Consider the following 24,821-nt stretch of genomic DNA (forward strand, 5'->3'; position numbering starts at 1 on the left):
ATTTATGGGGTGAGTATGGCCGGGGCGCGCTGGTCACTCCCGGTTGCGCCCTTCCCGGGCTGGTGACGGCAGTGGAATCCTTGGGCACGGCACGTACAGGAGACAAGCGTCACACCGTGGGACTGCCGTTCTCTGCACGGCCTCTGACGGCACGTCGGCCACCCGGTGCTGGTCGTTCCGCGGGGCGCTCGGGCCGTGCTGGCGTCAGCCGTCCCTGAGCTTCTTCAGGCGTTCCACGTCCGCCGCGTGGCCCTCCTTGCCGCCGGGGGTCTCGATGATCAGCGGGACGCCCTCCGTGGCGGGGTGGGTCATCAGGGCGCGGAAGGGGTCCTCGCCGATGTGCCCGGAGCCGATGTTCTCGTGGCGGTCCTTGTGGGCGCCGACCACGTCCTTGGAGTCGTTGGCGTGGATCAGCTTCAGCCGGCCCTCGCCGACGGTGTCCACCAGCAGGTCCAGCGTCCGGTGCATACCGTCCGGGCCGGTCAGATCGTGGCCGGCCGCGAAGATGTGGCAGGTGTCCAGGCAGACGCCCAGCTTCGGATGGGCGTCCAGCGCCTCGAAGTACGGCCCGAAGTCCCAGGTGCGCGAGCACAGCGAGGCCCCCTGGCCGGCCGTCGACTCCAGCAGCAGATACGGGTCGTCGTCATGGGTCAACTCGTCCAGCAGCGGCAGCAGATACTCCCGTACCTGCTTGAGCGCCACCGACCGGTCCCGCCCGCCGGTCGCGCTCCCCGTGTGCACGACCACCCCGAGCGCGCCGATCTCCCGGCCCCGGCGCAGCGAGTGCCGCATCGACTCCACGGACCGCTCGGCCGTCGCCTCGGTGTGCGAACCGAAGTTGATCAGGTACGGCGCGTGGACGTACGCGGGGATCGACTCCTCGGCGCAGGCCGCGCGGAACGCCTCGTCCTGCCGGGGATTGCCGGCCGGGGTGGCCCAGCCGCGCGGATTGGCGACGAAGACCTGGACGGTCTCGGCCCTCAGATCGCGGGCGTACGTCAGCCCGACGGAGTTCAGGCCCCCGGCGACGGGGACATGACCGCCGACGGGGTTGCGGGGGAGGGCGGGGGACTGCTGAGTGCTCACCGGACCAGGGTGTCATGCGGCCCGCGGTGCCCGGCCGCCGGTTCGAGGCGACGGCCGGGCCGTCCCGTCAGCGGATCTCGATGGTGATGGTCGAGCCCTTGGGCGCCGTGTCCCCGCCGTCCACCGACTGGCTCCTGACCTCGTCGCCGAAGAGCCCGAGGATGCCCCGGTCCTCCTCGACCTCGAAACCGGCGTCCTTCAGCTGCCGGGTCGCGTCGTCGACGCTGTCGCCCACGACGTCGGGGACCTCGACCATCACGGGCCCCTTGGAGAGAGTCAGGGTGACGGTGTCGCCCTGGCCGACCTGCTTGCCGGCGCCCGGAGCCTGCTCGGCCACGAGCCCCTTGTCGAACTCGGAGTTGACCCGGCCGGGGGCGATCTTCACCTTCAGCCCCGCCTCCTCCAGCTGGGCCCGGGCGTCCGCGACCGACGCACCCGACACCTCGGGCACCTCCACCGGGGCACCCCGGCTGACCACGATCCTGACCGCCGCGCCGGACGAGATCTCGGTGCCCGCGCCCGGCCGGGTGCCGATCACCTGTCCCCGGGCGACCTCGTCGCTGAACTCCCGTGTCACCACGCCCGGTTCGAGCCCGTCGTCCTTCAGCCGGGTCTTCGCGGCGTCCAGCGGGGTGCCCTTCAGATCCGGCACCTTCACGGTCTGCGGGCCCTTGGAGACCGTCACCGTCACGGTGTCGTTGTCGCGGATCCGCTCGCCGGGCGCCGGGTCGGTGCCGATCACCCTGCCGCGCTCGACGGTGTCACTGAACGCCTGCTCGATGTCGACGTCCAGCCCGGCACCCTCCAGCCGCTTCGTGGCGTCCGCCTCGCTCTGCTGCAACACGGCCGGGACCTGCGTGAACTGGCCCGAGTTGATGTACCAGACACCCCCGCCCACGCCCAGCACGAGCACCACGGCGACGACGACCGCCCACAGCCCGCGCCGGGGCGCGGGGGAGGTGCGGGCGCCCCGGGGCGGCGGCGGAGGCGACTCGAACCGGCTCGTGCGGTGCAACCGGTCGTCGGGATCGAGTCCCACCGACCGCGACACGGACAGGGAGCGCGGGATCACGCTCGTCCGGTCCTCCGCGCTGTCGTGGCCGTCGGCTATCGCCTGCGGCGGCATCACGTCCAACTGCGCGTCGCTCAGCGCCGCCCGCGCCAGACGGGTCTGCGCGAGAAGTGTCACGGCGTCGTAGGGCCGCAGCTCCGGATCGCGGGCGGTCGCCGAGGCGACCAGCTCGTCCAGCTCGTAGGGCAGCCCCGGCACCGCGGCCGACGGCGGCGGCACGTCGTCGTGGAGCGCGTGGTAGAGCACCTGCGCGGGGGAGTCGCCGGCGTGCGGCTTGCCGCCGGTGAGCATCTCGTAGAGCATCACGCCGCACGCGTACACGTCGACGCGGGTGTCGGTCGTGCCGTGCTCCAGCTGCTCGGGGGCGAGGTAGGAGACGGTGCCGAGGACACTGCCGGTGGTGCTGGTGACGGTGTCCACGGCCCGGACGAGCCCGAAGTCGGCGACCTTCACCCGGCCGTCGTCCCCTATCAGCACGTTCTCCGGCTTCATGTCCCGGTGCACGAACCCGGCGCGGTGCGCGGCGCCCAGCGCGGCGAGCACCGGCTCCAGGATGTCCAGCGCGGCACGGGGCTGGAGCGCCCCCCGCTCGCGCAGCACGTCACGCAGGGTGCAGCCGGCGACGTACTCCATCGCGAGGTAGACGTACGAGCCGTCGGTGCCCTGGTCGTAGACCCCCACCACGTTCGGGTGGGAGAGCCGGGCCACCGACTTCGCCTCCCGGATGAACCGCTCGACGAACGTCCGGTCCGCGGCCAGCGTCGGATGCATCACCTTGAGCGCGAGCACGCGGTCGAGGCGGGTGTCCACGGTCCGGTAGACCGTGGCCATCCCGCCGACCGCGATCCGCGCCTCGACTCGATACCGGCCGTCGAGCACCTGGCCGACAAGCGGGTCCTGAAGGGTCGTGTCCACGCAGGTGAGTGTACGAGCCGCCGCCGACAGGCCCAGGGGCCCGGTGGTCCGCAAGACGTACTGCAGCAGAGCTGTGACCGAGCCGGGAGGGCTGTGACGAGCGGGTCTCCGACCGCACTCGTTCGGCTGTTCGGGCGAGGGGTGGGGGGCGTGAGCTCCGCCTCAGAACGCCGGGCGCTCCGGATCCAGCCGCGCCAGCCCCTCGCCGGGCGAGGAGGCCTCGGCGAAGTGACGGCGGGGGATGCGGCCCGCCCGGAACGCCAGCCGTCCCGCCTCCACCGCGTGCCGCATGCCCTCGGCCATCAGGACGGGCTCCTGCGCCCGGGTCACGGCGGAGGCGAGCATGACTCCGGCGCACCCCAGCTCCATCGCGAGCGCCACGTCCGACGCCGTCCCGGCACCCGCGTCCAGGATCACCGGCACGCGCGCGTGCTCGACGATCAGCTGGAAGTTGTGCGGGTTGCGGATGCCGAGGCCGGAGCCGATGGGCGACCCCAGCGGCATGATCGCGGCACAGCCGACGTCCTGGAGCTTGCGCGCCAGCACGGGATCGTCGTTCGTGTACGGCAGCACCGTGAAACCGTCGTCGACGAGCGTCTCGGCGGCGTCGAGCAGTTCGATCGGGTCGGGCAGCAGGGTGCGCTCGTCGGCGATGACCTCCAGCTTGACCAGCGACGTGCCGAGCGCCTCGCGCGCGAGGCGGGCCGTCAGCACGGCCTCGCCCGCCGTGAAGCAGCCGGCCGTGTTGGGCAGCACCCGGATGCCGAGCCGTTCGAGCACGGACAGGACCGAGCCCTGCGTGGCCGCGTCGACCCGGCGCATCGCGACCGTGGTCAGCTCCGTGCCGGAGGCCACCAGCGCGCGCTCCAGGACGTCCAGGCCGCTCGCGCCGCCGGTGCCCATGATCAGGCGGGACGCGTACGTCGTGCCGCCGAGGACGAAGGGGTCGTCTGCCATGGGATCAGCCTCCTTGGACGGCGGTGAGGACCTCGACACGGTCCCCTTCGGCGAGGGCGGTGGTCGTCCACCGCGCGCGCGGGACGACGGTTTCGTTGAGGGCGGCGGCGACGCCCGAGACGGACGGCGTGAGCGTCCGCACGAGCGCGTCGAGGGCGGTGCCGGGGGCGATCTGCCGCGGCTCCCCGTTGACGGACACGGTCAGGGTCCCGGTGGTGGTCATACGGGCTGCTCCAGAAGTGCGCGGGCCGCGCCGGCGCGGAACCGCAGGGGGGTGAAGTCGCGTGCCTCCGCCGGCAGTTCACCGGTGGCCAGCACCTCGGCCAGGATGTCGCCGGTGACCGGAGTGAGGAGCACCCCGTTGCGGTAGTGGCCGGTCGCGAGGAGCAGGCCGTCCAGCCCGCTGGGGCCGAGCAGCGGGGCGTTGTCGGGGGAGGCGGGGCGCAGTCCCGCGCGGGTCTCGGTGAGCGGCAGTTCGGTGATGCCGGGGACGAGTTCGTGGGCGTCCCGGAGCAGTTCGTACACCCCGCCCGCGGTGACCGTCGTGTCCCAGCCCTGTTCCTCGCTGGTCGCGCCGACGACGAGTTCGCCGTTCTCGCGCGGCACCAGATAGACCTGGCTGCCGCGCACCACGGCCCGCACGGTACGGCTCAGGAAGGGCGCGTAGAGCTTCGGCACGGTCAGCCGCAGCACCTGCCCCTTCACCGGCCGCACCGGCGGCCGCACCTCGGCCGGGACCCCCGCGAGCCGCCCGCTGAGGCTGCCCCCGGCGAGGACGGTGCTCCCGGCGTCCAGCCGCTCGCCGTCGCTCGTCCGGACGCCGGTGGCGCGCTCCCGGGCCACCGACAGTTCCTCGGCCCAGGCCCGGTGGAACACCACCCCGGCGCGTTCGCAGGCCGCGACCAGGGCCGCGGAGAGCCGCCTCGGGTCGATCTGGTGGTCCCCGTCGACCCGCAGTCCGCCGCGCACGCCCGGCGCGAGCATCGGCTCAAGGCGACGGCACTCCCGTCCGCTCAGCCACTCCGAGTCGAGGCCCGACCGCTGTTGCAGGGCGTGCAGTTCACGCAGGTGGGCGCGGTCGTCGGCGTCGAGCGCCACGGCGAGCGTGCCGCAGCGGCGGTAGCCGAGGTCGAGGCCGGTGGCCTCCGTCAACTCGGCCGCGAAGTCCGGGTAGCGGCGCGCGGACTCCAGGTTGAGCCCGAGCAGCGTCTCCTCGCCGTAGTGCAGTTCGGTCACGGCGGCGAGCATCCCGGCCGCCACCCGCGCGGCCCCGCCGCCGGGTTCGGGATCGACCACGGCCGTGGCGAACCCGCGCCGCGCGGACCGCCACGCCGTGACGAGGCCGATGATGCCGCCCCCCACGACGAGGACGTCTGACGTGTGCGTACGCGACATGGGCGTCCAGCCCCTCCCTTCGCCGGCATGACCCGGATCAGGTTCGTACGGTCGGAGGCCGCCAGCCTCCCTCTCAGCCCGGTGCGTCCGGGCTCCCGCGAGTGCTCTACGGTGGCCCACCCTAGCCCCCGCCGATCGCCTCAGTAAGGGAGCCCGTGCTCATGGCCCGCTCGCTCGACGGTCTCGTCCTCGCCCCCGTCGCCGACCAAGCCCCAGGTCAGGTGGGCACCCGCACCCGGTTCACGTACCACGAGGAGAACGGTGAGATCTGGGCCGAGTACGCGGGCGGGGACGTCGTGCGGGGACGGCTCGTGGGCACGCGCGCGGGGGACCGGCTGGACTTCCGCTACGTGCAGGCGAAGACCGACGGGACCACCGCCTCCGGGCACTGCGTGTCCCTCGTGGTCGAACTCTCCGACGGGCGCGTCCGGCTGGAGGAGACCTGGGAGTGGGAGTCCGGGCCCGGCAGCGGGACGAGCGTGGTCGAGCAGGTCGAGGGGACGGTGGACCGCGCCCGCTGAGGGGCGGCCACCGGGCCCTCCGTCGGACGACCGGGCCCCCACCCCCTGACTGACCGAATATCAGTTGTCTATGGTGATCGGGTGAGCGAGCAGACGCAGCAGCGGGGCGGATCACCGGCGCGGCGCGTGGTCGTCGTGGGCGCGGGCATGGCGGGCGTGCAGACGGCGGTCGCCCTGCGGGAACAGGGCTTCACCGGCGACGTGATCCTGCTCGGCGCCGAGCCGCACCAGCCGTACGACCGCCCTCCGCTCTCCAAGGCCGTCCTGCTCGGCAACGCCGAGGGCTCCGCCTTCGACGTCGACTTCGAGGCGCTCGGCATCGACCTCCGGCTGGGCCGCGAGGTGACCGGCCTGCGCCCCGCCGACCACGAAGTGGACACGCCCGCCGGACCCGTTCCGTACGACGTCCTCGTCGTCGCGACCGGCGCGGAACCGATCCGGCTGCCGGGCGCCGAGGGCGTGCCCGGGGTGCATCTGCTGCGGACCCTGGACGACGCCGAGCGGCTGCGGCCCGTGCTGGCGCGGCAGCACGACATCGTGGTCGTGGGGGCGGGCTGGATCGGCGCCGAGTTCGCCACGGCCGCCCGGGAGGCGGGCTGCGCGGTGACGGTCGTCGAGGCCGCCGACCGCCCGCTCGCGGGCGCCCTCCCGGCGGAGGTGGCCGCCCCGATGACCGCCTGGTACGCCGACAGCGGCACCACCCTGCGCACCCACGCGCGCGTGGAGCGCGTCGAGCCCGGGACGGTGGTCCTGGACGACGGCACCCGCATCCCGGCCGGCGCGGTCGTCGTCGGCATCGGCGCCCGTCCCGCCACGGCCTGGCTGAAGGGCTCCGGCATCGAGCTGGGCGCCCACGGCGAGGTGGTGGCCGACGACCATCTGCGCACCTCCGCGCCGGACGTCTACGCCGTCGGCGACTGTGCCTCCTTCCCCTCCGGCAGGTACGGCCGGCGCCTCCTCGTCCACCACTGGGACAACGCCCTCCAGGGCCCCCGCACGGTCGCCGCGAACATCGTCGGCGAGACCCCCGCGCCCTACGACCCCGTGCCCTACTTCTGGTCCGAGCAGTTCGGCCGGTTCGTCCAGTACGCCGGGGACCACGCCTCGGCCGACGCGACGGTCCGGCGCGGCGACCCGACCGGCGTCGCCTGGTCGGTGTGCTGGCTGCGCGAGTCCCGGCTGGTCGCGCTGCTGGCGGTGGGCCGCCCCCGGGACCTGGCCCAGGGCCGCCGTCTGATCGAGGCGGGCACGCCGATGGATCCGCTGCTGCTCCAGGACCCGGCGAGGCCCCTGAAGGCGGCGACGGCGTAGCCGGACGCGTCCGCCGGCCGACCGACGCGCTCCGCGCACCCCTCGGTCGGCTCCGCCCTGGGCGCCTCGGCTACCCACTGTCAGTCCCAGATGGCAGTCTTGGAGACGTGACCGAGATTGACGCAAAGATCGATGCTCTCGTCCCCGCGTGGCTGACCCTCCCCGACATCGCAGAGATGCTGGACGTCGAGGTGACCCGCGTGCGGCAGCTGGTGAAGGAAGGCCAGCTCATCGCCGTACGCCGTGGTGAGAACCGCGCGCTGCACGTCCCCGCCGCCTTCATCGACGGAGACAAGGTGGTCAAGGGCCTGACCGGCACCCTGACCCTGCTGAGGGACGACGGCTTCACCGACGAAGAGATGCTGGAGTGGCTCTTCACTCCGGACCCCAGCCTGCCCGGGACCCCGGCCCAGGCCCTGAGCGAGAATCGCGGCACGGAGGTGAAGCGCCGCGCGCAGGCGCTCGCCGTCTGACCGGAACCAGCTGAGAACACGAGACACCGAGACACCCGAAAGATCCGCGGAGGTTCCGCGGAAGAGCCGCCCGTCCGGCGCGCGGGGGCCGGGGCCCGCGAGGGCCGCGTCCCCGTGCGCCGCACCGATCACGCACGCCCACGGGGGACCCACCCATGTCCGACGCCGCCGCCCAGCTCGCCGACGCCCGGCTCTACCTCTGCACGGACGCCCGCAGGCGCCAGGGCGACCTCCCGCGGTTCCTGGACGCGGTCCTCGGCGCCGGCGTGGACATCGTGCAGCTCCGCGACAAGGGCATGGAGGCCGCCGAGGAGCTGGAGCACCTCCAGGTCTTCGCTGACGCCTGCCGCCGCCACGGCAAGCTGCTCGCCGTCAACGACCGCGCGGACGTCGCCCACGCCGTCGGCGCGGACGTGCTGCACCTCGGTCAGGGCGACCTCCCCGTCCCCGCCGCCCGCGCGATCCTCGGCCCGGACGTGCTCATCGGCCGTTCCACCCACGCCGACGAGGAGGCCGCCGCGGCGGCCGTCCAGGAAGGCGTGGACTACTTCTGCACGGGCCCCTGCTGGCCCACCCCCACCAAGCCCGGCCGCCACGCCCCCGGCCTGGACCTCGTGCGCCACACCGCCGCCCTCGCCACCGACCGTCCCTGGTTCGCCATCGGCGGCATCGACCTCGGCAACCTCGACGAGGTCGTCGAGGCGGGAGCCCGGCGGGTGGTCGTCGTCCGGGCGATCACCGAGGCCGACGACCCGGGAGCCGCCGCGGCGGAGTTCACCGAGCGGCTGCGCGCCCTCTAGCCGGTCGCGCCCGCGGTCGTCCGCCCGAATCTCCGGCGGTCGACGGCTGTCCAAGGCTGTCCATGGCTGTCCAAGGCGTGGACGGCAGCTCGACAAAGAGGACAAAAGCACCTGCTCTGGTTGGGGGACGGCCCCGACCTGACTAACCTGCCCGTATGGCCCTAGGAACCGCTTCGACCAGGACGGACCGCGCACGGACCGTGCGTGACATGCTCGCCACGGGCAAAACCACCTACTCCTTCGAGTTCTGGGCGCCCAAGACGGAGAAGGGCGAGCGGAACCTGTGGAACGCCCTCCGCAGGATCGAGGCGGTCGCCCCCAGCTTCGTCTCCGTGACGTACGGCGCGGGCGGCTCCACGCGGGCCGGCACGGTGAAGGCGACCGAGCAGATCGCCGCCGACACCACCCTCACCCCGGTCGCCCACCTCACCGCGGTCAGTCACTCCATCGCCGAACTGCGCAACATCATCGGCCAGTACGCGGACGCCGGGATCCGCAACATCCTCGCCGTCCGCGGCGACCCGCCCGGCGACCCCATGGCCGAGTGGGTCGCGCACCCGCAGGGCCTGACGTACGCCGCCGAACTCGTCCGTCTCATCAAGGAGTCGGGCGACTTCTGCGTGGGCGTCGCCGCCTTCCCGGAGATGCACCCGCGCTCCCCGGACTGGGACAGCGACGTCGCGCGCTTCGTCGACAAGTGCCGCGCCGGCGCCGACTACGCGATCACGCAGATGTTCTTCCACCCCGACTCGTACCTGCGTCTGAGGGACGCGGTGGCGAGCGCCGGCTGCGAGACCCCCGTCATCCCCGAGGTCATGCCCGTCACCAGCGTGAAGATGCTGGAACGGTTGCCGCAACTCAGCAACGCGGCCATCCCGAACGCCCTGAAAGAGCGGATCGTCACAGCCAAAGACGATCCGACCGCTGTACGCTCCATTGGCATCGAGTTCGCCACGGAGTTCTGCGCGAGGCTGTTGGACGAGGGAGTCCCCGGACTTCACTTCATCACCCTGAACAACTCCACCGCGACTCTGGAAATCTACGAGAACCTGGGCCTGCACCATCCACCACGGGCCTAGACCGGTCGCACTCGCGTACGACACACTGCGTAGCGGCTACAGGGAGAGGGGCGTACATGGGCTGGGCGGTCCTCTACATCGCGTTCGGCGTCGTCGCGTTGTGGCTGCTGGGCGAGGTGCTGCTGCAGTACAAGGCACGCCTGCGCTGGCGTCTGCTCGCCTTCGCCGGTTTCGTCGGTGTCGTCCTCGGTGTCCTGATCCCCAACGTGATCGTCATCGCGCTGGGCGCGATCGGATTCGCGATCGGGCAGACCTATGTGACGCTGTCGTTCCGTCGCGGCTTCGAGGCAGGCTGGGCCGTCCGCCCGCGCTCCGGTGAGGGCGAGGACGGCGGCCGGTTGCCGAAGGCGGCCAAGAAGCGGCGGCGCGGCGAACCGGACCGCCAGGACCCGACCCTGGAGGTCACGGACCTGGAGACCACCGCCGGCGGACGGTACCCCCAGGGCGACGACCTGCTCGACGACCGCGACGACGACGTGTTCGTCCGCCCGCAGTCCACGCCCTCGGCGGCCGGGCCGGCCCCCGTCTACTCCCCGGAACCCATGCCGGACGACACCAGCACCTACGGCGTCTACAACGACGACAACGCCTACGCGGGCGCCCCCGGCCAGCAGCACGCGACCGCCGACCAGGCCGCGCAGGACGAGGCCTTCGCCTACTACGGCTACGACCAGCAGCAGTACGGTTACGACGCCTCGCAGCAGCAGTACGCCGCCTACTCCGACCCGTACATCGGCACCCAGACGTACGACGCCACGGCCTCGTACGACCAGTCCTACGGGCAGCAGGGGTACGGGCAACAGGGCTACGGCCAGGACCAGTACGGCAACGGCGGCTACGGCGGCGAGACCCCGCCCGGCGGTGTCTGGGTCCCGCAGCAGCGCAACACCGACGACCCGTTCGGCTCGGACCTCCCGTCGGACCAGCAGTACCCGTACCAGGGCAACGGCAACGGCCAGAACGGCTACGACGAGCAGCAGTACCGTTTCTGAAGAACTCGCGGGGCCCCTCGCCCGGGCCAGGTGAGCCTCACTGCGAGCCGCGGAAGTCCGGCCCCTCCACGATCAGTCCGGCCACCAGCGCGCCCGACATCCCGGCGTGCGGAAGACCGCCGCCCGGGTGGGACCAGCCGCCGACGGTGAACAGGCCCGGCAGAGCGGTGGTGTTGGAGGGGTGCAGCCACCGCCCGTCCGCCGCCGCGAGCGCCGGAGCCGGGACCGCGCCGCCCTCCGCGCCGGTCGCCCGCGCGATGTCGGCCGGGGTGCGCACCTCGCTCCACAGCAGACGCTCGCGCAGGTCGGGTACGGCCCGCTCGGCGGCGTCGATGAGCCGCTCGGCCTGCTGCTCGTAGACCTCCGACTCCGCCCAACTCCAGTCGGGTTCGGAGGGGACCGTGCAGGTGACCGTGACCGCCTCGTGGTCGGCGTCCGGCACCAGTGCCGGATCGTCGGGGCGCAGCACCGTCGCCGTGGGCCGTGCGGCCGTCGCGGGCGAGCCGCCGAACAGCAGGTCCAACTCGGCGTCACGGTCCTCCGCGTGCACCACCGTCCGGTGCGCCGCGTCCGCCGGACGTCCGCCGCGCAGCGCCAGCAGCACGGTCAGCCGGCTCGTCGTCCCGGGCCGGGCCGGTACCTCGCCGGCGCCGCGTACGACCGACCGGCGCGCCAGGCGGGCCAGCACCTCGGGCGCGACCCCGGCGACCACATGGTCGGCCCCGGTCACCGTGCCGTCGGCCAGTTCCACCCCGGCCGCCCGGCCGTCCTTCTCGACGATCCCGGTGACCTCGACACCGAAGACGAACTCGACCCTGCGGGCCAGACACCGCTCGTACAGCGCCCGCGCCAACTCCCGTACGCCGCCCCGGACGTACCAGGTCCCGAAGGCGTGATCCAGGTAGGGCAGGACCGCCGCGCTCGCCGGGACGCTCCTTGGGTCCAGGCCGTACGCGAGGGCGTGGCTCTCCAGCAGGGCCGTCAGCCGGGGGTCACGCAGCTCCCACGCGCCGACCTCGGCGAGGGTGGCGGCCCGGCGGGTGCGCAGCAGCTTCCTGTGGGGGACCGAGGGGTACGGCTCGCGCTCGGCGAGGACCTTCCAGTCGGACCACAGCGGCTCCTCCAGGAGGGGCCGCCGGGTGCGGTCCCAGGCCTCGCGGGCCCGCACCAGGAAATCGCCCCAGCGGTCGCCGGCGCCCGGGCCGAGCGCGGAGTTCAGGGCGGCGACCACGCCCGCGCGTGAGGCGTTCGGCAGCAGGACGTCGGTGCCGTCCGCGAAGACGTGCCGGGCCGCCGGGTCCACCTGGACCAGGTCGACGCACTTCTCCAGCGGCTCCTTGCCGGTCTTGAGGAACAGATCGCGGTGGACGGCCGGGAGCGGCAGGAGCCCCGGTCCCGTGTCGAACGCGAACCCGTCGCGCTCGAGGCGGCCCACGGCTCCGCCGTAGGTCGTCGTGCTCTCGTGCACCACCACGCGGTGGCCCGCGACGGCCAGCCGGGCGGCGGCTGCCAGGGCGCCCATTCCGGCGCCGATCACCGCGATTCTTGCCATGCCGGTGACCTTATCGGGCGCCGTGTGGCCGGTGTTTCGCGGGAGAGCTCGGGGGTGCGGCTGTTCGGCGGGTACGGGTTCGTCGTGGTTCGTCGCGGAGTTCCCCGCGCCCCTGACGGGCCGGGCCTGGGGGGAAGTACGCAAGGCTGAGTACCCGTACTCAGCCGGTGAGATGAGTAGGCGCGCGGATGGGCTGCCACCTGCGGGAACGGGAGAGTGGAGGCACGGGAAGGGGCGCGGCTCCGGTACCGCCGACACGGGGCGGCGGAACGGCTCTCGCGCTCTTACCGCTCCTTCCGTCGACGCGAGTCGACGGAAGCGAGGCACGGGGGAGTACGGGGGAACGGGGAAGCGCCGGTTCGAGGTGGCCCGCGGGGGACGCGGCCAGTTCGGACCGGCGCTCTCGTTTCCGCCGGGACCGGTCGGCTCCGCCGGGACCGGTCAGCCGATTCCGCTCACCCGGCCCTGGAGCAGCCGGGAGAGCGCCGCGTGGACGTCGTCCAGGGAGCGCTCCGGCTGGAAGGCCTTCCAGTCCAGCGCGGCCACCAGCACCATGCCGACCAGGGCCGACGCCGTCAGGCCGACATCGATCTCGTCGCTCAGCTCGCCGCCCTCGACACCCTCGCGGAGCACCCCCTCGACGACGGCGACCGCCTCCTGCCGGACGACCATCAGCGTGGACTGCCAGGCCCGGTTGGTGCGCCACAGCTCGGCCACGTACAGCTGGGTGAAGGACGGGTAGCGGTCGATGAAGACGAGCCCGGCCCGGATCATCGCGTCGAGGGAGTCGACCCTGCTGCCGCCCTCCCGTGCGGTCCGCTCGGCCGCCTCGCGGAGGGAGGCGGTGAGCAGTCCCACGCCGTGCCGCAGCAGTTCCTCGAAGAGGACCGACTTGCTCGCGAAGTTGTAGTAGACGGTGCCCTTGGCGACTCCGGCGCGCTCGGCGATCTCGTCCACCGTGGTGGCGGAGAACCCCTGCTCCGCGATGAGGGTGACGGCCGCTTCGTAGAGTTTCTGCCGGGTCGCCTCGCGGCGGCCCCCGCCTGCGCCGCCGGGGGCGTTGCTGCTTTCCATGGCCCTGATTGTCACAGGAACCGTGCCGTGCGCGGGAACCGCTCCCCGCGCGGTCACAGGCTCAGCTCCGGGTGCAGCCGGTCCAGGGTCCACACCTGCTTGCGGCGGGCGGACAGGGCGGTCAGCGCGAGGGCGCCGGCCGTGAACGCCACCAGCACCGCGCACGCCTGCCACACCGGGCCCAGGCCGCCGCCCGTGATCAGCCGCCGGAGTGCGTCGACGACATGGCTCATCGGCAGGAAGGGGTGGACCGCGTTGAAGAAGTCCGGGCTGGTCTGCACGGGATACGTGCCGCCCGCGGACGTCAACTGGAGCATCAGGAAGGCGAGCACGAGGATCCGGCCGGCCGGCCCGAAGCGCGCGTTGAGCCACTGCACGATCGCCGCGAAGCACGCCGTCACCAGGAACAGGAAGCCCACCGTCCCGGCCGCCCGCGCCATCTGCAGGCCGACCGCCCAGTGCAGCACCGCCATCAGCGCGACCGTCTGCAGCACACCGAGCGCGGCCACCGGCAGCCAGCCCGCCAGCGCGATCCGCCACGCCGAGGCACCCGCCGCGAGGGCCCGCCGGTTGAGCGGCTGGATCAGCATGTACGCCACCATCGCGCCCACCCACAGGGACAGCGGGATGAAGTACGGGGCGAACCCGGTGCCGTAGTTGGGCGCCTTGTGCAGGTCCCTGGAGGCCAACTGCACCGGATCGGCCATCACTTCGGTGCGCCGGTCGCGGTCCCGCTCGTCGTAGTCGGGGATCCGCTCGGCCCCGTCGTGCAGACCGCCCGCGAGCTTGCCGGAGCCGTCGGCCAGCTTGTACATGCCGCCCTTGAGGTCGACCGCGCCCGTCTTCAGGGCGCCGACACCGGTGTCGAGGTCCTCCGCGCCGGTCTTCGCGGTGCCGAGGCCCGTGTGCAGCGTCCTGGCCCCCTTGGCGACCTTCGTGGCGCCCGCGTCGAGGGCGTTCACCTTGGCGACGGCGTCGTCGAGGTCCGCGGAGAGCGTGGGCGCCGCCTTCGCGAGGGCGCGGGCCTGCTTCTCCAGGGTCCGGAGGTCCTTGTCGAAGGCCTTCATGTCACCGTCGTAGTTCTTCACCACGGTGTCGACGTCCTCGGCGAGCGTGGCCGCCTGGGCCGCCGCGTCCTTCGCCTTCTTGAGGTCCGCGCAGGCCGTGTCGGGCAGTACGGCCTTCTCGCAGCGGCGCTCGTGGACGTCGTCCAGGGTGTCGGAGGCGGTACGGGTACCGGAGGCCGCGGCCGGCGCCGTCTTCACGAACGCGTCGAGGTGGTCCCGGATCGTGGCGGCCGAGTCGGCGACCAGGGTGGCGGTGTCGGCGATGGTGTCGCTGTTCTCGTCCAGGAACGGCCGCACCTGGTCCGCCGCGGCGCCGACCTTGTCGGCGAGCTTCCCGGTGCCGTCCGCGACCTGCCGGGCACCGTCCTCCAGATCACCCGCACCCTCGTCGAGGTCCTTCAGCCCGCCGGACAGGTCCCCGCTGCCCTCCTTGGCCTTGCGTAGCCCGTCCGCGAGGTTCCTGGAACCCTGCTCGGCCTTGTCGATACCGCCCTTGAGGTCGTCGGCGCCGTTCGCCGCCTCCTCGGTCTTCCCGTGGATGTCGGAGAAGGAGATGAAGATCCGGTCCAGGAACGACCGCGAGGCCTTCGTCGACGCCGCCGTCCGCACCTCCGAGAACACCGTCCGCGAGATCTGCCCGACGATGTAGTTGTTGGCGTCGTTCGTCCGCACCTGGAGGGCGCCCGTCTCCGGCACGTCCCCCGAACTGGACGCGATGCGCTCGCTGAAGTCCTTCGGCATGGTCAGCGACAGGTAGTACGTGCCGTTCTCGACGCCCACGCGGGCCTCGGCGGCGCTCACCCGGTGCCACTCGAAGGTGTCGCTGTCCCGCAGCCCCTTCGCGATGTCGTCGCCGGCCGTCAGCCGCTCCTTGCCGACCGACGCCCCCTTGTCGTCGTTCACCAGCGCCACGGGGATACGGTCCAGCCGGCCGTACGGGTCCCAGAAGGACCACAGGTACAGGGCGCCGTACAGCAGCGGCAGCAGCAGCAGCGAGACCAGTGCGGCGCGCGGCAGCTTCCCCCTGCCGAACCGCCTGAGCTCAAGCGCGGCGAGCTTCGGCGAGCGCATCGGCCGTCTCCTTGTCGTCGGTGTCGGTGTCGGTGTCGGCGTTGGCGTTGGCGTTGGTGTCGGCGTCCGCGTCCCCGTCCATGTCCGCGTCCGCGTCGGTGGGTTCGGCGGTGTCGGCGGCGGGCTTCGGGGATTCGTGTACGTCGTCACGCGCGCGTGCGGCTTCGTCCGGCGCCGTCGACACCGTGACCGCCCCCTCCGGGGCCTCGCTGCACACCGCCACGACCGTGGTCCCGGACTCGGTGAGGGACGTCAACAGGGCCCACATCTCCGCCCGTTCGGCGTCGGAGAGCTTCAGATCGGCGTCGTCCACGCCGAGCAGCCGGGGCCGGCCGACGAGGGCGAGGGCGACCGACAGCCGCAGGGCCTCCATCCGGTCGAGGTCGCGCACGGCCGTCCGGGAGCCCTTGGGGAGCGCCTCGCGGTCGAGCCCGGCGGCGGTCGCGGCGGCCTCGATCCGCTCCTTCGTCTCGGCGGCACGCTCGGCCCGGGGACGCAGCAGCCCGCGCAGGGTGCCGTCGAACCGCCGCTGGAGCAGCGCCCGTTCACGCAGGTGCTCCCCGACGGTCAGGGCCGGGTCGAGGTCCGTCACCCCGGGGACATGGGCGAGGGCGCTGATGCGGCGCACGGCCGCCATCCGTTTCGGCAGCGGCAGGGAACCGACCGTGGCACGGCCCTCGCTCGGCTTCATCCGGCCGGTGAGCGCGAGCAGCAGCGAGGTCCGGCCCGACCCGGACGGCCCCGCGATCGCGACCAGCGAGCCGGCCTCCGCGTCGAACCCGACGCCCCGGAAGGCCCAGCCACGCGGACCCGCGAGCCCGAACCCCTCCGCGCCGACGGCGGCACCCCGGGCCGTTCCCTGCCCGGTGTCCGTCTCCCCTGTCTCCGCCATGTCCCCGGAACCCCTCCGCCCTCGGCCCATCTTTAAACTGACTGGTCAGTGCAAAAACTACTCCGAACCTTTGACCGAAGCAAAAGTGCAGGTCAGAACGGATTGTCAGTGGCATACCTCACGATGGGCACATACGGCACCTCGTGTCAGAGCTTGCCGTCCGAAGACGACAGGAGGTTCGTCATGGCCACCTACCACGCAGCAGCCGCAGGCCGGCGCCGAGCCACCGGCCCTGCCCCCTCACTGACCGGCCCGGCGAGCGACGTGCACCCCGTGCTCCGCCGGGCGACGGCACCGCCCGCCGCCCTCGACCTGCTCGCCCAGGCCCGCTCCGGCCTCGACGAGGCGTCCGGCCTCCACGCGCCCAACGAGCGCTACGCCACCGCGCACCTCGCCGCCCTGCGCACCGCCGCCGCCGTGCTCGCCGCCCGAGGCCGCCCCGAACCCACCCCGAAGCGCCGGGCCAAGATCCGCAGCGCCTGGGAAGTGCTCCCCGAGATAGCGCCCGAACTCGCCGAGTGGAGCGCGCTGTTCGCCTCCGGCGCCGCCCGCCGCGCACGGGCCGAGGCGGGGATACAGGGCGCGGCGAGCGCGCGCGACGCCGACGACCTCATCCGCGACGTGGCGATGTTCCTGCGCCTGGTCGAACGGATGCTGGTGCTCCAGCCGGTGCTGCCGCAACCCCGGCAGGACAGCGGCCCGGAGGTCCCGGACGCGGGCTGACCGACCGTCCCGGCGCCGCCCATTAGGGTTGGGGGCACCAGCACCCTCCGTCACGGCCACCGGCCCGGCGGAGACGCAAGCCCATCGCTCCGCCGCACACCAGGCGGTGCCGCGCCGAGGAGTCAACTGCCGTGTCGGACCCGATGCGACCCCGCGCCTCTCTCCGTACCGCCGTGGTCTGGGAGGTCCTCCAGGACGCCCTCGACCGCCGAGTGAAGGCGACGGGGCGCGAGTCGCTGGACGTACTGGACACCGGGGGCGGCAGCGGCAGGTTCGCGGTGCCCGCGGCCCGCCTCGGCCACCGCGTCACCGTCGTCGACCCCAGCCCGAACGCGCTGTTCGCGCTGGAGCGCAGGGCCGCCGAGGCCGGTGTCGCCGACCGCGTCCGGGGCGTCCAGGGCGACGCCCACGGCCTCTTCGACGTCGTCGAGCGCGGCGGGTACGACGCGGTGCTCTGCCACGGCGTCCTGGAGTACGTGGACGACCCCGCCGAGGGCATCGGCAACGCGGTCGCCGCGCTGCGCCCCGAGGGCGTCCTCAGCCTGCTCGCCGCCGGTCTCGGCGGTGCCGTCCTCGCCCGCGCCCTCGCCGGGCACTTCAAGGAGGCCCGGCAGGCGCTCGACGACCCGAACGGACGCTGGGGCGAAGGTGATCCGGTTCCCCACCGCTTCACCGCCGAACAGCTCACCGCCCTCGTCGAGGGCGCGGGCCTCCGGGTCGCCGCCGTGCACGGTGTCCGGGTCTTCGCCGACCTCGTCCCCGGTGTCCTCGTGGACACCGAGCCCGGTGCCCTGGACGCCCTGCTCAAGCTGGAGGCGGTGGCCGCCGAGCTGCCCGCCTTCCACTCCGTGGCCACCCAACTTCATGTGCTGGGTGAGACGCGAGGGGGCGCCGAGTCCTGAGCCGGCTCCCGCGGCGGACGAGGACGCCCCCCTGATCAGGGGCTCGGCGGCGGATGGAGTACGCCACAGGCCCCCCGATCGAGCGCTCGGAGCCGTATGATCGAGGGAGACCGTTCCGGCATGACGGGCCGTTCGCTGGGGAATTCACACCTCAGCGAGTCGGGGTGCCATGGCGGGTTCCGGTTGGCGAATTGGCGTAGAGGGGCGGGTTTCAAGGGGGCGATTCCCTGCCTATCCTGAAGAGGACCCCCCGGGTCGCCCCGGCGACCGCACGATGAGGAGGACTCCGTGCCGCTCTCAGAGCACGAGCAGCGCATGCTCGAGCAGATGGAGCGAGCGCTGTACGCCGAAGATCCCAAGTTCGCGTCAGCGCTTGAGGGAAGCGGGCTGCGTACGTACACCCGGCGGCGGGTCTACCAGGCGGTCGCGGGCTTTCTGGTGGGAATCGCGCTCCTCATGGCCGGAATGGTCGCACAGCAGATCTGGGTCAGCGTGGTGGGATTCCTCGTCATGCTGGGCTGCGCCGTGCTCGCCGTCACCGGTTGGCGCAAGGCCCCCAAGCCGGGTGAGCAGCCCGCCGGTGCCGCAGGCTCCGCCGGTGCGCGTCGGCAGTCACGACAGCGCCGCTCCATGATGGACCGAATCGAACAGCGCTGGCAGCGCCGTCGTGACGAGCAGGGCGGCCACTGAGCCCGCCGAACAGCCGACCCGACAGCCACAGCTGAACACGGACGAAGGGTGACCACCCCAGCGGCGGTCACCCTTCGAGCATGCCCCCGTGAGGGCTGGGGCGCATTGCCGCACGGCCCTGCGGGTCACCGTCCGTCGCCGTAGGCCCCCGTCCGCCGTGGGGTCACCATGCGTCGCCGTGCTCTGCCGTTCATTGCCTTTGCCGCTGCGACTGCGCGCCGTCTGTCGCTCCCGCCCTCGGAAATTCGAACGGTCCCGTCCCCACCGGGCGAACCCGAGGGGACAGGACCGTGATGCCGTGACGCGTCGGCGCTAGCCGTTCTGGCTCGGTGTGGGCCGTCGCCAGGGCAGGCGTGGCCTGGGGACCCGGGACAGCAGCTCGTCCCTGGCGTCCGCCCAGCGCGCGGCGAGGGCCCACACCACCCGGACGGTCGAACGCGGCAGCAGCAGTGCCCGCAGCCGGGTACGCCGGCCGGCGTGCGCCCTGAGGCCGGCCCCGACCTGGTGAGCGTCCCGGGCGAGACCCGCCGGGATCTGCGGACGCGGAGCGAAGAGCACCTGCTCCACCGCCGCCGCCACCCGGTGCACCGCGTCGGCGGCCGCCGGTTCCAGCTCCCCGAGCCGCACGATCCGCGCGGCCGCCTTGCGGGGCGTCTGTGACTCGTCCGGCGCGATCCCGTAGTCCCACGCCGTGTCGGCCACCTCCTGCCAGGCGGCCAGCGCATGAGCCGCCGCGGCCTCCGTCCGCCCGTACGAGGTGGCTCTGTCCGGCTGTTCGAGGGAGCCCGGGGCTCCGGTGCCCTCATGGGTCACCTCCCGCGCGAGGGCGGGCTCCCGGGTCCCCTTCGGCACCGCGCCCTGGTGCGCGCCGAGCCGCACGGACCGGACCCGCAGCCGCCACAGCATCGGCAGCAGCGGGATCGCCAGGACGAGAAGCGCTCCCGGGACGATCAACAGGGTCCAGGGGGAGAAGAACACCAGCCCCCACACCGACCGCTCCTCGTCGTCCGAACCCGGCAGGGCCGCCGCGGACTCGGTCCCGCAGGCCCCCAGCTTGGCCTCCTGAGGCGTGCAGCTCTCGCTCTCCGTCGGCTCGGCCGACGGCGCCGAGGACGCCGAGGACGAGGGACGAGGCACCTCGGGCAGCCCACCGGTGCCGGTGTCCTCCGGCACCGTGTACTCGGGGGTCGAACCCCGGTTGGGGGTCGGCTCGAAGCGCGTCCAGCCCACACCCTCGAAGTACAGCTCGGGCCAGGCGTGCGCGTCGCGCAGGCCCACCGACATCGTGCCGTTCGTCTGCGGGGTGCCGGGGGTGAAGCCCACCGCGACCCGGGCCGGTATGCCCAGCGTGCGGGCCATGGACGCCATCGCGAACGAGAAGTGGACGCAGAAGCCCTCCTTGTCCTGGAGGAACCGGGCTATCGCGCGGGCGCCCGTGCCCGACCGCACCTCGGTGTCGTACGTGAACTCGCCGCTGAACGCGAACCAGTCCTGGAGCTTCACCGCCCGCTCGTAGTCGTTCTTCGCCCCCTCGGTGATCTCCAGCGCGGTCTGTGCCACCACCGGCGGCAGCGAGGCCGGTACCTTGGTGTACTCCCGACGCAGGGACGGCGGCGGCTCCGGCGCCGAGGCCAGCTGCTCCGCCGTGGGCTCCACGATCAGGCTCTCGACCTTGTACTGGGCGCCCTTGGTGTTCTGGCCGTGGTCACCGACGAGGGTGCGCCCCACGGGCTCGTACCGCCAGTCGCCGTCGATGTCCACGCTGGTGACCGGGTACGGCATCGGCAGCCAGTTCTGCTCGTAGTCCTCCGACGCGACGATCCGGGTCTCGATCGACGTCCGCTTGACATCGGAGGCGAGCCCGACGGGGTTGCCGAAGTCGTCCGGGACCCCCGTGATGGAGCGCTCGGTCGGGGTCCAGGAGGTGCCGTTGAAGTTGTCCAGGGAGACGATCCGCAGATACATCTGCTGCACGTCGTCGGTGTTGGTGCGGTAGGACAGGACCTGGCGGTCCTCGTCGACGTTCAGGCTGCCGCGCAGCTGCACCACCGGGTTCACCGCGGCGATCGTGCCGCCGCCGCCGGAACCCCCGCCGAGGCCGGCGCCCGTGCCGTCCAGCAGCCCGCCGTCGAGGGAGGGCAGACCGAGCGGCACCACCAGGGCGATGCCGAGCGCCACGGCGCCGATGCGCCGCCCGGTGCGCACCGGTGCCACCGCGCCGTTCGCGGACTCCGCGCGCGGCCCCTGGGGCGCGCCTCCGAAGACCCGGCCCCACTGCGAGAGCCGGTCGCGGCTCTCGGTCAGGAGCAGCAGCAGATAGCCGGCCGAGGCCAGCACGAACCACAGCCACGCGGCGCCGTCGGAGAGGCCCGCCGCGACCGAGTACAGCGCGAGCAGCGGCAGACCGGCCGGTGCGGCGCTGCGGAACGTCACCGCGAGCGCGTCCACCAGCAGGCCTATCACCAGCACACCGCCGATGATCATCAGCCGGATGCCGGCGGTCAGCGGCGCCGGGATGGCGTACCGCCCGACGTCCTCGGCGCCGTTCTGCAGGAGCGTCGCGAAGTGCTGGAAGGCCTCGGGGCCGGGGACGATCCCGGCCACCGCCCGCTCCCGGGCGAAGACCAGCGTCAACATCAGCAGGGTGACCAGCGCCTGGGCGGCCACGGTCAGCGGCCGGGCCAGCGGGACGCGCCGGGTGAGCGCTCCCACGCCGCTCTGCACGCCCAGCATCAGCGCCGCCTGGAGGATCCATGTCGCCGGGTCGACCAGCGGCAGCAGCGCGCACGCCGCCGCGATCGTGGCGGCCCAGGCACACAGCGCCAGTCTCGCCCGCCCGCTCATGAACGTCCCTCCGTCATGCTCCCGGACATCACTCCGGTGCGCTGCCGGTCCGCCTGCCGCCACAGGTCCGTCAGCGAAGCGCCGCGCGGCACGGTCAGCGCCGTCCAGCCCGCCTCGTGCAGCAGCCGCAGCGACTCCTCGCTCGCGCTCCCGGCACCGGGCACCTCGCCCGGTTCGGTCGTCCACGCCTCGCTGTCCAGCAGGAAGGCGACCGCCCCACCGCCGCGCTGGCGCATCTTGCCGATCACCGTCGCCTGCTCCTCGTCGAGGTCGCCGAGGAAGGCGACCAGCAGCCCCTCGTTGCCGCCGCGCAGCGCGTCGTACGCGGGCGACAGACTCGTGCCGCCGGAGTGGTCGATCACCGCGAGGGTGTCCATCATCAGTCCGGCCGCGTCGGCCGACTCCTGGCTGGCGCCCGCGAAGCCGTCGGCGCCGTCGCCGGGCATCGAGCTGCCGGTGTCCGTCAACAGCCGGACGGAGAAGCCCCGTTCGAGCATGTGGACCAGCATGGAGGCGGCGCCGGAGACGGCCCACTCGAAGGCGGAGTCGGGGCCCGCGCCGAGGAACGCCTCGGCCCGGGTGTCCAGCAGCACCGTGCACCGGGCGCGCTGCGGCTGTTCCTCGCGGCGCACCATCAGCTCGCCGTAGCGCGCGGTCGAACGCCAGTGGACCCGGCGCAGGTCGTCGCCGTGCCGGTAGCCGCGGGGGATCACGTCGTCCTCGCCGGCCAGCGCCAACGAGCGCTGCCGTCCGTCGCCGTAGCCCTTGGCCTCGCCGCTCAGCCGCACCGGCGGCAGCGCCTCCACGCGCGGGACGACGGTCAGCGTGTCGTACGTCGAGAAGGACCGGGTCAGCTCGCACATGCCGAACGGGTCGGTCAGACGCAGCTGGAGCGGGCCCAGCGGATAGCGGCCGCGCAGATCGGAGCGGACGCGGTACGACACCTCGCGGCGACCGCCCGCCTCCACGCGGTCCAGCACGAAGCGCGGGCGCGGACCGAGTACGTAGGGCACCCGGTCCTGGAGCATCAGCAGCCCGGTGGGCAGCCGCGAGACGTTGTCCATCCGCAGATGGACGCGGGCCTCGCTGCCGGCGGGGACGCGCGCGGGGGAGAGGCGGCGGCTGCCCGCGACCCGGTAGCGGGTGCGGTACAGCACGGTCGCGCAGACCAGCGGCAGCACGGCGAGCAGCAGGCCGACCCGGAGCAGATCGCTCTGCCCGAGGACGTACGCGCAGACGGCGGCGGCCACGCCGGCGGCCAGGAAGGAGCGCCCGCGCGTGGTGAGGCCGGCGAGGGCCGTGCGCAGCCCGCCCTTGTCCTGCTCCGGGGAGGGCGCCGGCCCGGCGGTGGTCATCCAAGCCTCCGCGGCGGCTGCTGCGGGTACGCGGGCGCGGTGTGGACCGACCCGTACCCGCTCTGTGCCTGGGGGGCCTGCGGTACGGGTGTGCGCTGGAGGATCTCCTGGACCACCTGCTCCGGCGTACGCCGGTTGAGCTGGGCCTGGGCGGTGGGCAGCAGCCGGTGGGCGAGGATGGACACGGCGAGCGACTGGATGTCGTCCGGCAGGGCGTACTCCCGGCCGCTCAGGGCGGCGGTCGCCCTCGCCGCACGCAGCAGATGCAGCGTGGCGCGCGGCGAGGCGCCGAGTCTGAGGTCCGGATGGGTGCGGGTGGCGCCGACCAGGTCCACCGCGTACCGCCGGACCGTTTCGGCGACGTGCACGCCCCGGACGGCCTCGATCAGCTTCACGATCTCGTGCGCGTGCGCCACCGGCTGCATGTCCTCCAGCGGCGAGACCCCGCCGTGGACGTCGAGCATCTGCAGCTCGGCCTCCGGGCTGGGGTAGCCGACGGAGACCCGGGCCATGAAGCGGTCGCGCTGGGCCTCCGGCAGCGGGTAGGTGCCCTCCATCTCCACCGGGTTCTGCGTGGCCACCACCATGAAGGGGCTCGGCAGCTCGTAGGTGGTGCCGTCGATCGTGACCTGGCGCTCCTCCAGGGACTCCAGGAGCGCGGACTGCGTCTTCGGCGAGGCGCGGTTGATCTCGTCGCCGATCACGATCTGAGAGAAGATCGCGCCCGGCTTGAACTCGAACTCCTTGCGCTGCTGATCCCAGATGGACACACCCGTGATGTCCGACGGCAGCAGGTCCGGCGTGAACTGGATACGCCGCACCGAGCAGTCGATGGACCGCGCCAGTGCCTTGGCCAGCATGGTCTTGCCGACGCCGGGAACGTCTTCGATCAGAAGATGTCCCTCGGCGAGCAGCACTGTCAGCGAAAGCCGTACGACCTCAGGCTTGCCCTCGATCACTCCTTCGACCGAACTGCGGACTCGCTCCACAGTGCTGGTCAGATCAGTGAGGCTCGCTCGATCGTCATAGGTCGTCACCCGGCCCTCCTCGGCCCGTTCTTTCTCCGGGCCGTCGCTCTGCGATGCGGACCGGCCCACCCCGAAACACGGACACCACGCGTGAACTGCTCAGCGTGACGCCACATCCGCATTCTTGCTGCCGTTACCAATCCGTGTCACTCGCCTGTGGATAACTGGCCGCGATATGTCAGGTTTGCGGTGTTCTGCGGGGTGAGATGCCAGCAGATTGACAGGAAACCGGGGCTGCGCGGAACCGCCCTCGGGCGATAGGAGGGCGGTTCCGGCCGCGCGGTTCGACAGGGCTCAGGCCGCGTCGATCTCCCGGAGCAGACCGGTCTTCACATCGAAGACGAAGCCGCGTACGTCGTCGGAGTGGAGCAGGAAAGGATTGGTGCGGATGCGCTGCATGGACTGCCGTACGTCCTGGTCCACGTCCCGGAAGGACTCCACCGCCCACGCCGGACGCTGGCCGACCTCGGCCTCCAGCTCCGTGCGGAAGTCCTCGGTAAGGGACTCCAGGCCACAGCCGGTGTGGTGGATCAGGACGATGCTGCGGGTGCCGAGCTTGCGCTGGCTGATGGTGAGGGAGCGGATCACGTCGTCGGTGACCACGCCGCCCGCGTTGCGGATGGTGTGACAGTCGCCCAGCTCCAGGCCGAGCGCGTCGTGCAGGTCGAGGCGGGCGTCCATGCAGGCCACGACCGCGACACGCAGGACGGGGCGGGCGTCCATCCCGGGGTCGGTGAACGCGGCGGCATAGCGCTGGTTCGCCTCGACGAGGCGGTCGGTGACGGTGCCGTCGGATATGGCGCCTTCGGGGCCGGTGGGAACTGCTGCGGAGGTCGTCATGGACAAGACGGTACTGGTCACCGCAGCTGGGGGCGCTCTGTGAGAGGGGACAAAGAACGTCATTGAACCTTGTTGTGAGGTAACCCACAGGAGGGGTGGGATCGCGGCCGTACGGGTGATTTCGCCGTCCTCACGGCTTCGTCCGGGGGAGCCGCGCGACGCGCAGGCCGGTTGATTGACCG

The 24,821-nt window shown here is 72.8% G+C and carries 22 protein-coding genes and 1 riboswitch; of the genes, 9 read left to right on the plus strand and 13 right to left on the minus strand.

Features of this window, described 5'->3' with window-relative positions; translation table 11 throughout:
* Positions 1-204: 204 nt before the first annotated feature.
* The 5 genes from ACZ52C_RS02685 to thiO form a co-directional block, all read right to left on the minus strand.
* Complete coding sequence (locus ACZ52C_RS02685) at positions 205-1,086, minus strand: deoxyribonuclease IV (protein WP_469073052.1); 882 nt, start codon at positions 1,084-1,086, stop codon at positions 205-207.
* Between the two features lie 67 nt (positions 1,087-1,153).
* Positions 1,154-3,073 carry a Stk1 family PASTA domain-containing Ser/Thr kinase gene (gene pknB / locus ACZ52C_RS02690; RefSeq protein ID WP_469073053.1) on the minus strand — a complete coding sequence of 640 codons (1,920 nt, stop codon included), beginning with the start codon at positions 3,071-3,073 and terminating at the stop codon, positions 1,154-1,156.
* Between the two features lie 162 nt (positions 3,074-3,235).
* On the minus strand, positions 3,236-4,030 hold the full coding sequence (locus tag ACZ52C_RS02695) for a thiazole synthase (RefSeq protein ID WP_319100172.1): 795 nt from the start codon (positions 4,028-4,030) through the stop codon (positions 3,236-3,238).
* Between the two features lie 4 nt (positions 4,031-4,034).
* The gene (thiS, locus tag ACZ52C_RS02700) at positions 4,035-4,235 is read right to left on the minus strand and encodes a sulfur carrier protein ThiS (protein WP_045555797.1); all 201 of its coding nucleotides are present in this window, start codon (positions 4,233-4,235) and stop codon (positions 4,035-4,037) included.
* A gap of 14 nt (positions 4,236-4,249) precedes the next feature.
* Positions 4,250-5,425: a glycine oxidase ThiO gene (thiO, locus tag ACZ52C_RS02705; protein ID WP_469073054.1), complete on the minus strand. Its 1,176-nt coding sequence runs from the start codon at positions 5,423-5,425 to the stop codon at positions 4,250-4,252.
* A riboswitch (TPP riboswitch) is annotated at positions 5,423-5,534 on the minus strand. Its footprint overlaps the gene before it by 3 nt.
* Positions 5,535-5,586: 52 nt before the next feature.
* Here thiO and ACZ52C_RS02710 point away from each other — a divergent pair.
* From ACZ52C_RS02710 to ACZ52C_RS02735, 6 genes are all read left to right on the plus strand, one after another.
* On the plus strand, positions 5,587-5,946 hold the full coding sequence (locus ACZ52C_RS02710) for an avidin-fold protein (RefSeq protein ID WP_469073055.1): 360 nt from the start codon (positions 5,587-5,589) through the stop codon (positions 5,944-5,946).
* An 81-nt stretch (positions 5,947-6,027) separates the two neighbouring features.
* The gene (locus ACZ52C_RS02715) at positions 6,028-7,257 is read left to right on the plus strand and encodes an NAD(P)/FAD-dependent oxidoreductase (RefSeq protein ID WP_469073056.1); all 1,230 of its coding nucleotides are present in this window, start codon (positions 6,028-6,030) and stop codon (positions 7,255-7,257) included.
* A gap of 107 nt (positions 7,258-7,364) precedes the next feature.
* Positions 7,365-7,730: an Rv2175c family DNA-binding protein gene (locus ACZ52C_RS02720; RefSeq protein WP_190208348.1), complete on the plus strand. Its 366-nt coding sequence runs from the start codon at positions 7,365-7,367 to the stop codon at positions 7,728-7,730.
* Between the two features lie 155 nt (positions 7,731-7,885).
* Complete coding sequence (gene thiE / locus ACZ52C_RS02725) at positions 7,886-8,530, plus strand: thiamine phosphate synthase (RefSeq protein WP_469073057.1); 645 nt, start codon at positions 7,886-7,888, stop codon at positions 8,528-8,530.
* A gap of 155 nt (positions 8,531-8,685) precedes the next feature.
* On the plus strand, positions 8,686-9,609 hold the full coding sequence (metF, locus tag ACZ52C_RS02730; RefSeq protein ID WP_469073058.1) for a methylenetetrahydrofolate reductase [NAD(P)H]: 924 nt from the start codon (positions 8,686-8,688) through the stop codon (positions 9,607-9,609).
* 56 nt (positions 9,610-9,665) lie between these two features.
* On the plus strand, positions 9,666-10,601 hold the full coding sequence (locus ACZ52C_RS02735) for an SCO2102 family sporulation regulator (protein WP_469073059.1): 936 nt from the start codon (positions 9,666-9,668) through the stop codon (positions 10,599-10,601).
* Between the two features lie 37 nt (positions 10,602-10,638).
* Here the strand turns inward: ACZ52C_RS02735 and ACZ52C_RS02740 are convergent, their stop codons facing one another.
* From ACZ52C_RS02740 to ACZ52C_RS02755, 4 genes are all read right to left on the minus strand, one after another.
* Positions 10,639-12,153 carry a phytoene desaturase family protein gene (locus tag ACZ52C_RS02740; RefSeq protein ID WP_469073060.1) on the minus strand — a complete coding sequence of 505 codons (1,515 nt, stop codon included), beginning with the start codon at positions 12,151-12,153 and terminating at the stop codon, positions 10,639-10,641.
* Between the two features lie 441 nt (positions 12,154-12,594).
* The gene (locus tag ACZ52C_RS02745; RefSeq protein ID WP_060885014.1) at positions 12,595-13,227 is read right to left on the minus strand and encodes a TetR/AcrR family transcriptional regulator; all 633 of its coding nucleotides are present in this window, start codon (positions 13,225-13,227) and stop codon (positions 12,595-12,597) included.
* Positions 13,228-13,280: 53 nt separating this feature from the next.
* Positions 13,281-15,365 (minus strand): YhgE/Pip family protein, encoded by a 2,085-nt coding sequence (locus tag ACZ52C_RS02750; RefSeq protein WP_469073061.1) that lies wholly within the window; start codon positions 15,363-15,365, stop codon positions 13,281-13,283.
* On the minus strand, positions 15,337-16,257 hold the full coding sequence (locus ACZ52C_RS02755) for an ATP-binding cassette domain-containing protein (protein ID WP_469073062.1): 921 nt from the start codon (positions 16,255-16,257) through the stop codon (positions 15,337-15,339). Before ACZ52C_RS02755 ends, ACZ52C_RS02750 begins: the two co-directional genes overlap by 29 nt.
* A 183-nt stretch (positions 16,258-16,440) precedes the next feature.
* On the opposite strand from ACZ52C_RS02755, the gene ACZ52C_RS02760 reads away from it, so the two are divergent.
* The 3 genes from ACZ52C_RS02760 (at position 16,441) to ACZ52C_RS02770 (ending at position 18,572) form a co-directional block, all read left to right on the plus strand.
* Positions 16,441-16,980, plus strand: coding sequence for an SAV_6107 family HEPN domain-containing protein (locus tag ACZ52C_RS02760; protein ID WP_045555325.1), 540 nt, complete (start codon positions 16,441-16,443; stop codon positions 16,978-16,980).
* A gap of 131 nt (positions 16,981-17,111) precedes the next feature.
* Positions 17,112-17,882: a methyltransferase gene (locus ACZ52C_RS02765; protein ID WP_469073063.1), complete on the plus strand. Its 771-nt coding sequence runs from the start codon at positions 17,112-17,114 to the stop codon at positions 17,880-17,882.
* 288 nt (positions 17,883-18,170) lie between these two features.
* Positions 18,171-18,572 carry a DUF3040 domain-containing protein gene (locus tag ACZ52C_RS02770; protein ID WP_469073064.1) on the plus strand — a complete coding sequence of 134 codons (402 nt, stop codon included), beginning with the start codon at positions 18,171-18,173 and terminating at the stop codon, positions 18,570-18,572.
* A 312-nt stretch (positions 18,573-18,884) separates the two neighbouring features.
* On the opposite strand, the gene ACZ52C_RS02775 is transcribed toward ACZ52C_RS02770, so the two are convergent.
* From ACZ52C_RS02775 to ACZ52C_RS02790, 4 genes are all read right to left on the minus strand, one after another.
* Positions 18,885-21,416 carry a transglutaminase TgpA family protein gene (locus ACZ52C_RS02775; RefSeq protein WP_469073065.1) on the minus strand — a complete coding sequence of 844 codons (2,532 nt, stop codon included), beginning with the start codon at positions 21,414-21,416 and terminating at the stop codon, positions 18,885-18,887.
* Complete coding sequence (locus ACZ52C_RS02780) at positions 21,413-22,771, minus strand: DUF58 domain-containing protein (protein WP_469073066.1); 1,359 nt, start codon at positions 22,769-22,771, stop codon at positions 21,413-21,415. Before ACZ52C_RS02780 ends, ACZ52C_RS02775 begins: the two co-directional genes overlap by 4 nt.
* Positions 22,768-23,808: an AAA family ATPase gene (locus ACZ52C_RS02785; protein WP_469073067.1), complete on the minus strand. Its 1,041-nt coding sequence runs from the start codon at positions 23,806-23,808 to the stop codon at positions 22,768-22,770. Before ACZ52C_RS02785 ends, ACZ52C_RS02780 begins: the two co-directional genes overlap by 4 nt.
* Before the next feature lie 285 nt (positions 23,809-24,093).
* Positions 24,094-24,702, minus strand: coding sequence for a beta-class carbonic anhydrase (locus ACZ52C_RS02790; protein WP_469073068.1), 609 nt, complete (start codon positions 24,700-24,702; stop codon positions 24,094-24,096).
* Positions 24,703-24,821 lie beyond the last annotated feature (119 nt).

The sequence above is a fragment of the Streptomyces sp. NPDC034049 genome, from assembly GCF_055575575.1.